General features: G+C 40.9%; 11 protein-coding genes and 1 pseudogene. 5 read left to right on the top strand and 7 right to left on the bottom strand.

The genetic code is table 11. The features are described from left to right. The first annotated feature begins 63 nt into the window (after window positions 1-63). Both W234_RS14805 and W234_RS14550 read left to right on the top strand, forming a co-directional pair. Window positions 64-414, top strand: coding sequence for an IS630 transposase-related protein (locus W234_RS14805; protein ID WP_025643618.1), 351 nt, complete (start codon window positions 64-66; stop codon window positions 412-414). Further along, window positions 341-907: an IS630 family transposase gene (locus tag W234_RS14550; RefSeq protein WP_227501901.1), complete on the top strand. Its 567-nt coding sequence runs from the start codon at window positions 341-343 to the stop codon at window positions 905-907. Before W234_RS14805 ends, W234_RS14550 begins: the two co-directional genes overlap by 74 nt. A gap of 35 nt (window positions 908-942) precedes the next feature. Here W234_RS14550 and W234_RS0108325 read toward each other — a convergent pair whose 3' ends face one another. Continuing rightward, window positions 943-1,311: a hypothetical protein gene (locus tag W234_RS0108325; protein ID WP_025646410.1), complete on the bottom strand. Its 369-nt coding sequence runs from the start codon at window positions 1,309-1,311 to the stop codon at window positions 943-945. Beyond that, window positions 1,308-1,742 (bottom strand): annotated as a pseudogene (locus W234_RS13850) (IS5 family transposase); the annotation flags it as partial. The gene W234_RS0108325 and the pseudogene W234_RS13850, both read right to left, overlap by 4 nt. 552 nt (window positions 1,743-2,294) lie before the next feature. Between W234_RS13850 and W234_RS0108310 the strand changes: the two are divergent. Then, window positions 2,295-3,566: a tyrosine-type recombinase/integrase gene (locus tag W234_RS0108310; protein ID WP_025646409.1), complete on the top strand. Its 1,272-nt coding sequence runs from the start codon at window positions 2,295-2,297 to the stop codon at window positions 3,564-3,566. 200 nt (window positions 3,567-3,766) lie between these two features. On the opposite strand, the gene W234_RS0108300 is transcribed toward W234_RS0108310, so the two are convergent. The 5 genes from W234_RS0108300 to W234_RS0108280 all read right to left on the bottom strand — a co-directional run bounded on the left by W234_RS0108300 (window position 3,767) and on the right by W234_RS0108280 (window position 8,758). Then, window positions 3,767-4,462: a flavodoxin family protein gene (locus tag W234_RS0108300; protein WP_025646408.1), complete on the bottom strand. Its 696-nt coding sequence runs from the start codon at window positions 4,460-4,462 to the stop codon at window positions 3,767-3,769. 15 nt (window positions 4,463-4,477) lie between these two features. Further along, window positions 4,478-5,578 (bottom strand): alpha/beta hydrolase, encoded by a 1,101-nt coding sequence (locus W234_RS0108295; RefSeq protein ID WP_025646407.1) that lies wholly within the window; start codon window positions 5,576-5,578, stop codon window positions 4,478-4,480. 16 nt (window positions 5,579-5,594) lie between these two features. After that, on the bottom strand, window positions 5,595-6,731 hold the full coding sequence (locus W234_RS0108290) for a cupin domain-containing carboxymuconolactone decarboxylase family protein (RefSeq protein WP_227501921.1): 1,137 nt from the start codon (window positions 6,729-6,731) through the stop codon (window positions 5,595-5,597). Window positions 6,732-6,820: 89 nt separating this feature from the next. Further along, a complete protein-coding gene (locus tag W234_RS0108285) occupies window positions 6,821-7,870 on the bottom strand; it encodes an alpha/beta hydrolase (protein ID WP_025646405.1) in 1,050 nt (349 codons plus the stop codon). 36 nt (window positions 7,871-7,906) lie between these two features. Further along, on the bottom strand, window positions 7,907-8,758 hold the full coding sequence (locus tag W234_RS0108280; protein WP_025646404.1) for an aldo/keto reductase: 852 nt from the start codon (window positions 8,756-8,758) through the stop codon (window positions 7,907-7,909). A gap of 160 nt (window positions 8,759-8,918) precedes the next feature. Here W234_RS0108280 and W234_RS0108275 point away from each other — a divergent pair, with 160 nt between their 5' ends. Together W234_RS0108275 and W234_RS0108265 are read left to right on the top strand one after the other, a co-directional pair. Next, window positions 8,919-9,536, top strand: a complete 618-nt coding sequence (locus tag W234_RS0108275) for a LysR family transcriptional regulator (protein WP_025646403.1) — start codon at window positions 8,919-8,921, stop codon at window positions 9,534-9,536. A gap of 52 nt (window positions 9,537-9,588) precedes the next feature. Next, a protein-coding gene (locus W234_RS0108265) for an IS3 family transposase (RefSeq protein ID WP_156923945.1) occupies window positions 9,589-10,754 on the top strand; the annotation gives its coding sequence in 2 pieces (ribosomal slippage) (window positions 9,589-9,844 and window positions 9,844-10,754; 1,167 coding nt in all). Window positions 10,755-10,800: the final 46 nt, after the last annotated feature.

Here is a 10,800-nt window from a genome sequence, read left to right as displayed (position 1 = left end):
TATAGTCTAATCCAAATAAAACCGATACAATATTTATAACAATCTTAATTAATGAAATAAACAATGACTTATTCAATAGACTATCGCAAACAGGTACTTTCTAGCATCGCTGATGGCATGACCATACGAGAAGCTGCGCTGTTTTATGGACTTAGCACCAGCACCATTCACAGCTGGCAGCAGAACCTAACTCCTAAAACAACCAGAAATAAAGCACCAACTAAAATACCTGATGACGCATTGATTGAAGACGTAAAAACATATCCAGATGATTATAACTATGAAAGAGCTCGTCGCTTGAACTGTAGTAAGACTGGCATCTTTAATGCTTTAAAGCGTCTTGGTATCAGTCAAAAAAAAGACCTTAGAACATCCAAAAGCGTGTCCGATAAAAAGAGCAGTATTCCAGAATAAGCTTGATAGCTTTACGCAGCAAGGCTACCCCATTGTCTATATGGATGAAAGCGGCTTTGAGGCTGAAACCATTCGTTCTCATGGCTATGCACCGATTGGTACACCCTGTATCGATAGCTACAACTGGCAAGCAAAAAAGCGAACCAACGTCATCGGAGCTCTCTATGAAAAAATGCTTTTTGCGCTTGATTACTTTGAGCAGAACATCAATGGCACCATATTCTACGACTGGTGCAAACACACTTTAATTCCAAGTCTCAAGACTAAATGCGTGATTGTCATGGATAACGCTCGGTTTCATAAAAGCAAACGCATTCAAAAACTATTAAACAGACATGGCCATCGTATTCTTTGGCTGCCGCCGTACAGCCCTGATCTGAACCCTATTGAGAAAAAATGGGCACAGGCTAAGTTTCTGCGCCAAGGGTGGATGGAGAATAATCTCCCTAAACTGTTTTATGATATGGGCTGTATCGATTTTATAAAGACTTAACTATACCGATACTACCAGCCAATACTTATGACAAGCTATTTTATTAATTCTATAAAAAGCTCATTATTCAGTGCCAGTGTTTTTTGATCGGTTTGCGCTGTCACAATAAGGCCTTCACCCCATACAAATAAAGTATCGGCTTTCTGCTGAGGGTGATGAGCCCCTACTCGCTCAAACTGCGCAAATAACCATTGTCTAACCTCCCATTTGTGTTGATTGGCGATTTGATGCGGCATAGACTCAGCAGCTGAATATTCGGCGCACGCATTGATAGACATACATCCGTGAAAACCCTCTGATGAGCTCCAGTCGGTCAAAAATCCCAAATAGCTTCTAGCAACGTCTTCTGCTGATTTGACATCCCATTTCTCACAATAATCTTTTAGAGCGTGTTGAACATTCATAATTTGAGCCAGATATAAGCACAAGCAAGAGCGACCGTATTTTCATAACTCTGCTTGAGCTTATCAAATCTGGTGGCAACCGCTCTATACTGTTTTAGCTTAGCGAAAGCATTTTCTACTAGATGCCTGGCTTTATATAAGTCCCAGTCCATATGGTCGTTAGAAGACTTGGTGTTTCGTTTTCGAGGGATGTTATTATGCGTCCCTGCTTGTTCAATATGCGCTCGTAGTGCATCAGAATCATAGCCTTTATCGGCACATAAAACCTCTGTATTACTCAAGCCAACCTTGTCTATTAAATCAGGTGCGACTTTAACATCGTGGGTTGTGCCATCTGACAAGATAAAGGTAATCGGATTGCCATGAGCATCAACTGCTAAATGAATCATGGTCGCGCGGCCTGCCACACTTTTACTAATGGATTGTAGATTCTCGTTGCCTCCATTGCTGATATTTCCCTGTGAATCCTATTCAATAAAAAATCGACAATAAATACCAAAACAACTCGAATACAAGACTCTTTAAATTTGCACAGAACAGTACTATGACCCTAATTTTTATATTCTATGCACGTACAAGGTGATAATTTTTGTCATTATTTCTCTACACCCCTTGCCAATTAATCGATACAGGCAGAAAAAATAAATTTTTATGTGTCCAAAAAATCCGTAAAAACGAGTTTAGGGGTCATATCAGGGCTATGATCGTATGACCTACGCTATATTTACTCGTTATGTGCTACAATTATCCCCAAGTGAGCCTTGGGGATAATTAGCACGTAAATCCTTTTATATAAAAGGCCTGTAATATTATCATCATAAATATCGGTGTCCATAGTAGTGTCCAATAACAATCCATACTATTATATAGGCTGCTATCCTTAACTTGAGAAACCTACTGAAAATTTACTCTGAACCTCAGCATATAGATATTAGATCAATAATCATAATTCATTTACCTTATAGAAATTACGGATATACATCATGGCTATCGACACTGCAAATGACATTAACAAACTAGAATGCCGAGACAAAGATTATTCGGTCAGTGTCTCAGGTGTGGCTGGTCTAAGTCTGCGTATCTATCCAAATGGCAAAAAGGAATACTACTTGCGGTATTCACATCCGCATATAGATGGCAAACGCCCTAGGATGATGCTGGGTAAGATTGAGGATATCAGTCTACATGAGGTTAAGTATAAAGCAGACACTATCCTTGATATGGTCGCCAAAGGCTCTGACCCTAAAGCTATCCAGCAAAAAGAGCAAACCAACAAATATACTCACCTAAAAAATGCACCATTTTCTGACATTGCCCAAGCATGGCGAGAACACAAAACATCAGGTCGCAATCAAGGTAAATCTAAAAAACCATCATATAGTGAGTCAACCCTCAAGTTTTGGGATTTATGCCTAGGATATATGTGCCAAGAAATTGGTGATTTAAGAATGGACGATATCACTAGCGAGATGATACTAAGTGTGTGCGAGTCGATTCAAAACAATGATAATCAAGCGACTTTCGTTGGGGCGAGCACTCGTTTATATACTGAAAAAGTGTTTTCATTCGCTGTTGCTCGAGGGTTATGTGATAGAAATGTGGCAATTGATACCCGTGGTGAGCTTGCACCTGCCAGCTCAGGCAATCACTTACCAGCCATCACCAAACCAGAGCAATTCGCAACTCTCTTAAAGGATATGTCCAACTTTAAAGGCGCAAGTAAGATGACACTAGAGGCTATGAACCTACTGCCGTATGTATTTGTACGTAGTATCGATCTGCGCTCTATGCGTTGGCAGGATATCGACTGGGATAATGATACATGGGCATTCTCCCCGACCAAAGGCGAAGGTCGCGATGATATGGTCTCGCACTTAGTCGTCCCCTTAGCCAAGCAAGTAATTGCGCGATTACGAAATATTTATTCAATTACTGGGCATAAAGAATATGTATTTGCCTCGATGCGTGGTTCAAGTAACGCTTATATCAGTAAAGCGACGTTGGTACAGGTTTTTCATCGGCTCGGATATAAAGACGTGCAATGTGCGCATGGATTTCGAGCATCGGCTAAAACTTTGCTCATGGAACAGCCTGAGTTACGCTATTCAGATATCGTCACAGAATTACAACTAGGTCATCGTATCAAAGACACACATGGCGGGGCTTATAACAGACTTGATGAAATCGATACTAGGGTGCAGATGATGCAAGATTGGGCAAATTATGTAGATGAGCTGCGAGGTCATTTCAAATGAGCAATCATAGAGTTCAAAACTAGGATCGGTATATGTTTATACTCAGCTATAAATTCAGTCATTACCAATTAGCTTTTGATCAGAATGATTTTCAATTTTTTCAAACTTATTAATTATTTTATCTTCCTTAATAGTTTGTTGTTGATAAGGTTTATCTACATGGACTTGAAGACCTGAAATTATGAAGCTTTGAATACTTTTTAGTTCGCCGATTGTTTTTGCAATAGCTGTTGTATCACTGGGGAGCTTGTTGATAAGTTTTGCAGCCATTGATTGATTTCAGTTTTAGCTTGACTGGCTCTTTCCCCTTCCATTACAAATAAAACGCCATCTCGTTCAATTCCACCTCGCAGCTCAATACTTTGCATCATTTGACAGCCTTTACAATACTGGCTGAACTGGGCAATACTCTGCCCCATGCCATAGCCTGCATTATTATTGAATGGCACAATCATTTTGCCATTCAAATCAATTTTATATTGATTTAAGAAACTTTTGATCGGTGGCGGCAACTGCATATCCCATGTTGGGTAACCAACAAAAATGATATCGTATTGCCCAATATCTGCAATTTGAGTTTTTAATAGCGGCAAATAACCATCCTGATTTTCCTGATCGACCTGATTGACAATGGCTTGATAATTTTCTGGATAAGGTTTTTGTAACTCTAAAGCAACCAACTCTCCACCGACTTTTTCCTGCACCATTTTAGCAAGTGCTTCGGTATTTTTAGTTCGGGATAAATAAACAATCAGGGCTTTGCTATCACCATCCATAGTGATATTAGGATATGGTTCCATATTTTGTGCTATTCCTGTATTTTCTGCACTTGTTGGACAAGCAGTGAGGCAGAGTGTGCATAAGAATATCCACATCATCCGCAACGTGATTGACATAGTACTCCCTCTCAATTAATCCAGTTTATTTTGCTTGAGCCATTGTGATAGTAGTTCTGCAATCTGCTGACTGTTTAAATCTGAAAATGGGAAATGAGTATTTCCATAAATACCAATATCAGGCAAATGTACCAACTGGGCATTACCGCCATGCTGGATAATTTTATCTACCCAAAGCTGCGCCATTTTTAGGCGTACACGCCAATTGTCCTGTCCTGCGTATTCTTGTCCTGCATAGCCATTTTTTTCAGTTGGAATATTATCGCCATAATAAATAATGATTGGCATTTTGGTCAGTTTCTGAAACTCTGCCATTTTTACAGGTGTGGGCGTTAATGTGCCTGTGGCACTCGGCATCGGCTCAGGCAGCTCATTTTCAGGAAAAACAAAACCACTACCTGGCTCGTAGGCGACAATACCTTTGACTTGATTCGATTTGATAGCTGTCCACCACCCTGGCCCGCCGCCTTGTGAATGAGTAATCAGCACTGCATCACCTGATTTTTTTAAGACTTCAACCATTGCATCACTAATAACTTGTTCGTCATAAGCACCCGTATTCGGTGTCATTTGACGAAAGTATTGGTTTAAAGCGGCTGAATCTTGCGAGAACTGCACACCCTTAAAAAAGTTTGGATATTGTCCTATACGGAACATATTAAACCAAGCTTGATCAAGGGTAGTAGCAGGTACTTCGGCTGCTACGGTAGATTGTCCTGCTTGTCCTCGACGTGGTTGATCAACGACATAAACTGGGAAATTCTGGCGTAGGAAAATGTTTTGAAATCCTTCACGACCATCAGGAGTGGTTCCCCAAGTTTTTGCCGATTGACCAGCACCATGTAAAAACACCAGTGGATAAGAACGAGCATGTTCAGGAATTTGATAAAACACTGAAGCATGATCACCATGCAAAGTTTGACCTTGTGGGTTAAAGAGTTGTTTATCGTCAAACTGACCTGCACTTTGAATGACTTTACCACCTGCAGCGAAGTTTCCTTGCTCAGCTATACTTAAAGCAGTGGATTGATGTGGACTGATCGAACAGCCTGAAATAATGCCTGCAAGACAGATCGAAATCAGTGTGTTTCTGAATATGAATGTTGTATTGATCATTTTTTCAAGCTCTCCGTTATTGTAGTTGCTGTAAAACACTTTGGGTGTTGTTTGCCAAATCTACCCCAATGGATTGCTGTAAAGTAGCTACAATTTTTTGCATCTGAGTATTATTCACACCTAAATTGCGGGTGATTCTTAAGTGCGAACGCAGTTGAGCATTGACATCACCGAGCGCTGATAAAGTACTGACTACCACTAACTCACGTTCTAAAGGCGATAAATTATCTCGGCTAAATAAATAACCAAACAAATGGGCTTTTAAAGCATAATCCATCGTTGGTGAGAAATTTTCAAATAGCGGTTTTGTATTGTCTTTGATAGATGTTTTATTCAGATAAGCGAGTCGCTCTACACCTAATTGGTAGTAATTGGTATCACTTGGTAAAGTGCTTGGTATTGCACCTTGTACATCCTTGATACCTTGTTTCTCACGTTCTTCCAATAGACTTTTAAAAGTGAGCATGCCATTTAGAGCACGGGGAAAACCAGCATAAGCATATTGATGGGCAAAAATTTCCTTGATTTCATTTACTGTTAAACCGCTTTCCAATCCACTGACTAATGCTGGTTTAAGCTTCTCAAGATTGCCTGTCGCATTAAAGGCTGCAATCGGAATCAAACTGAGTTGCTTCTGGCTTAATATCACAGAGGTATTTGCTTTAGGCTGTGCTGACGTTTGCAGTTGAGCCGGCAAATTCACTTTTTCCAGCCATGTCACGCTTTTACCATCGGTTGCAACGGGACTAATCGCAATATGCGACATTGGGCTATGCTCACTTGCACCATGCCAATGTTTGACATTAGGTGGACACCAAATGGTATCGCCTTTATGGATAGTTTGGATCGGCTTCCCCCATTCCTGCGTACGTCCTTCGCCCTCAGTCACGACCAGATATTGTCCATGTGGATGAGTATGCCAGTGCGTGATTGTGCCTGCTGCAAAATTGACGACAGCTGGTGCAACATCACCTTGTGAGGGCATCACAGGAAAACGGGCAAAGTTGGCTTCACCTGAAAAATTACTGGCAGGCGCAGATTGAGTATCAAGCTGATCTGCTAGAGTGATCTGTTGCTCCATTTTATCATCTGCCCAAACCATAGCTGAAAGGGAACCCATCAAAAATAAGGCATACACTTGATTTCTTATCATATGTTCTATCATCCCTGTTTAAGTAATAAAGCAATGATTCAAGGAAGCTTATCAAATCACTGCCTTCATTATGCAAAGCACAAATTTTTCTATTTCAGCGTTTTGCCATAAAATGCAGTCAATTGATTCATTGCCTGCTTGACGTACTCAGGCTTCCAATAGGTTTCAATATGCGTAGCATTTGGAATCTTAAATAAGGTTTTATCTTTTGTGCCGGTGGCTTTGGCAAAAGCATCTTCGGTCATATAAAGGCTGTCTGCCTTACTCCCTGCAATCATCAGTAATGGCTGATTGATCAATTCAATTTGATCAGTGGCATCCCAACGCATCAAGTCAAGTAAACTGCTCATGATGTATTTAAAGGTTGAATTTGGATGAGCATGCGTTCTCCAATAGTATTCATAACCTTGACGATACATTTCAAATGGTAGTGCAGCAATTTGCTCATCGGTCATATCTGCATCGCCTGCATAGAGAACATTACCTCCCTTAGCTTCTTGAGCACGAGCATCCGTGGCTTGTTTTAAACGCTGTTGAATAGTATCTAGCTGCGAATCCATAAAGCCGTTACGACGTACTCTTCCAGAATTGAACATACTTAAAGTCGCCACTACTTTAAAACGTTTATCAGTTTCTGCGGCTGCCAATGAATAGCCTCCACCGCCACAAATCCCAAGTAAGCCCAAACGGTTGTTATCTACCCCTGTATATTGGGTAATAAAATCTGCCATACCGTGTACGTCTTCAATACGATTTGCAGGTTTATCAACACTACGAGGCTGACCACCACTTCCACCCTGATAAGCTGCATCGGCAGTTATAGTGATATATCCCTGTTCAGCCAAACGTTGAGCATATAAGCCTGCCACTTGTTCTTTGACACCACCATTCGGATGTGCCACCACCACCGCAGGATATTTCTTATTTGCATCATAGTTGGCTGGGGTATAGACATTGGCAACAATATCCAGACCATTGAGTTTATAACTGACTGGATGAATATTGACCTGACCTTTGATATTTTCAGTAATTGCACCACCATAGACTAAGTCAAAAGGATTGTCCTTTTTATCTGCTGCAAAAGCTGCACCTGAAGTTGTGATCATTGCCGACATTAAAACGCCATGTAAAATTTTCATGATTATTCCTGATTTCTGAAATTAAAAAGTTAAAATTTATACATCCATTTTTCGACCAGCTAGCCATTCAATCATGGTGGGGTCGCGATGCGAGAAGAATGCGCTAGTGGCGGTATCCATTGCTGTGATTTGAATCATGTCCTCAATCGATAATTCAAAGTCAAAGATATCAATATTTTCCTGCAAGCGTTCTTGGTGTACTGATTTGGCTAAGGACACTACATTACGTTGTAATAACCAGCGTAGTACCACCTGTCCAACGGATTTACCGTATTTCTTGCCAATCTCAACAAGTACAGGCTGGCTGAATAAATTATTCCGTCCCTCTGCAAATGGTGCCCAAGCTTCTGGCTGAATATCATGGGACTGCATCCATGGTACGGCATGAAGCTGTTGATTAAATGGATTCACTTCAATTTGGTTCACCGCTGGTTTGACTTTATTAAATGCAATCAGATCGGCTAAGCGATCAGGGTGAAAATTACTCACCCCAATTGCACGGATTTTCCCTACTGCATACAGTTCTTCCATTGCTCGCCATGCACCATGTACATCACCAATCGGCTGGTGAATGAGATACAGGTCAAGATAATCCAGTTGCAAGCGATTCAATGAACGCTCAAACTGGGCTTTTGCACCTTCATAACTAGCATCCTGTAACCATAATTTTGTGGTCACAAATAAATCTTCACGGGTAACCTGGCTTTGGCGAAGTGCATTACCCACTTGGGTTTCATTCTGATAAGAGGCTGCGGTATCAATAAGTCGATAACCTGCATCAATTGCATGCAATACAGCTTGTTCACATTGCACAGGATCATTTATTTGGAATACGCCAAAACCAGCGAGCGGCATTTCAATATCATTATTTAATCGAATTGTTTTCATTGCGATCTCTCATCACGTATATGTAGTATTGACTGAAAATCCACTATACCCTAACAATAAACAATATATTAGTTAGGTAAATTCGATTACATTTATATAAATATTTGATTAATTACACTTAATTAACAAAAAAAATGTCATTTTTATTTTGAGGTGGGAAATGTCTGAAAACTTAAACGATTTAAAAGCTTTCGTGGTAATTGCTCAAACGGGAAGTTTTACTAAAGCCGCCGGACAATTAGGCGTATCACAGTCAGCCCTTAGCTATACCCTTAAAATGCTAGAACAACGTCTTGGGGTTAAATTACTAAACCGCACCACACGCAGTGTTTCTCCGACACAAGAGGGTGAGCAATTGCTAAATGATATTGAACCTCTCATTACAGGGATTGAACAAAAACTCTATAACCTAAATGAATTTCGTGATTATCCTCGTGGACGGTTGAGAATTAATGGTACTGAGCTCAGTCTCAATTTTTTATTGTGGGAGAAGTTAGCCAAATTTTCATATGAGCATCCCAATATCCAATTAGAACTCACCACTGACTATACTTTTTCAGATATTGTCAAAGATCGTTATGATATTGGGATTCGTCTCGGACATCATGTCGATAAAGACATGATTGCTGTGCAAGTCAGTGATGAATTGCAAATGATTACGGTGGCATCACCCGATTATCTAAGAACTTATGGTACGCCACACATTCCTGAAGAGTTGCACCAACACCGTTGTATTGGGATGCGTTTACCTACCCACGAACAGATTGAGCTATGCTGAAGAAACCGTAGAGGTAAACTTGGTAAACTAAGCGTATTAATCGGAGTTTACCATGACCAAGAAAGTAAGAACCTACAGTGACGAATTTAAAGCTGAAGCCGTCAAGAAGATAGCGGATAACAACGGCAATATTTCAGCGACCGCAAAGCAACTTGGCATCGCCATGCAAACGCTATCCAACTGGCAGAACAAAGCTAATCAAGGCAAGCTTGTAGGAACAAAGCAGTATGACCCTGAACTTATGAGTGCGCTTGAAGAGGTAAAACGCCTAAAGCGACAGCTTAAAGTTGCCGAAGAGGAGCGCGAGATCTTAAAAAAGGCGACGGCGTACTTCGCGAGAAACAGTTAGTCAGGTACGCCTTTATCAAAGACAACCAGTTCCTCTTTCGCATCACCACTATGTGCCGTGTGTTAAGGGTTAAGCCATCAAGCTATTACGACTGGCTAAGTCGTGATCTCAGCGACCAACAGATACATCGCAACCAGTCTGAATTACTGGTTAAAGCGGCTCACAATGAAACGAAAGAACGTTATGGCGCAGATCGACTGCATGCTCATCTAAGCGAGCAAGGCCATAACATTAGCCTGTATATGGTAAGAAGCATCAAAGAGCAACACGGCATTAAATGTCGTAGTCATAAGCGCTTTAAAGTCACCACCGACTCCAATCACAACAAGCTGGTCTATCCAAACGTGCTCGATCAGAAGTTTGACACCAGTCGCCCTAACCAAGCATGGGTAAGCGATATTACCTATATCTGGACACATGAGGGCTGGTTGTATTTAGCGGGAGTCAAAGACTTATATACCAAAGAGCTGGTCGGCTATGCGATCAACAAACGCATGACCGCAGATTTGGTCTGTCGCGCATTGAACATGGCCATCAGGAATAAACGTCCAAACAAAGGGCTAATCGTTCATTCAGACAGAGGCAGTCAGTATTGCAGTCACGCCTACCACAAGACCATTAAGCAGCATCAATTTATAGGCTCAATGAGCGGCAAAGGCAACTGTTTCGATAACGCTCCGATAGAAAGCTTCTGGGGCACATTAAAGAATGAGCTGGTATATCATCAAGACTATAAAACAAGGTTCACAGCCATCAATGATATTATCAGTTATATCGAGCTGTACTACAATCAGACGAGGATTCAAAAGGGTTTGGGCTATCAATCGCCAAGACAGGTGTGGTTTGATTATTATCGTCAGGCTGCGTAATTAAAATCTCCCAAGTTTATGTGTACGGATTTGACGGCAGGGGTCA

The organism is Psychrobacter sp. TB15 (assembly GCF_000511655.1).
In the GTDB taxonomy this organism is placed as follows: domain Bacteria; phylum Pseudomonadota; class Gammaproteobacteria; order Pseudomonadales; family Moraxellaceae; genus Psychrobacter; species Psychrobacter submarinus.
The sequence above is the reverse complement of the archived record's forward strand: the minus strand, read 5'-3'. Positions and strand labels throughout refer to the sequence as shown.

What these genes read in the sequence shown, in the direction of transcription:
- W234_RS0108285 (WP_025646405.1), bottom strand. Translation starts at nt 7,870, where the DNA reads ATGAAAATTTTACATGGCGTTTTAATGTCGGCAATGATCACAACTTCA.
- W234_RS0108280 (WP_025646404.1), bottom strand. Translation starts at nt 8,758, where the DNA reads ATGAAAACAATTCGATTAAATAATGATATTGAAATGCCGCTCGCTGGT.
- W234_RS0108275 (WP_025646403.1), top strand. Translation starts at nt 8,919, where the DNA reads ATGTCTGAAAACTTAAACGATTTAAAAGCTTTCGTGGTAATTGCTCAA.
- W234_RS14805 (WP_025643618.1), top strand. Translation starts at nt 64, where the DNA reads ATGACTTATTCAATAGACTATCGCAAACAGGTACTTTCTAGCATCGCT.
- W234_RS0108310 (WP_025646409.1), top strand. Translation starts at nt 2,295, where the DNA reads ATGGCTATCGACACTGCAAATGACATTAACAAACTAGAATGCCGAGAC.
- W234_RS0108290 (WP_227501921.1), bottom strand. Translation starts at nt 6,731, where the DNA reads ATGATAAGAAATCAAGTGTATGCCTTATTTTTGATGGGTTCCCTTTCA.
- W234_RS0108295 (WP_025646407.1), bottom strand. Translation starts at nt 5,578, where the DNA reads ATGATCAATACAACATTCATATTCAGAAACACACTGATTTCGATCTGT.
- W234_RS0108325 (WP_025646410.1), bottom strand. Translation starts at nt 1,311, where the DNA reads ATGAATGTTCAACACGCTCTAAAAGATTATTGTGAGAAATGGGATGTC.
- W234_RS0108300 (WP_025646408.1), bottom strand. Translation starts at nt 4,462, where the DNA reads ATGTCAATCACGTTGCGGATGATGTGGATATTCTTATGCACACTCTGC.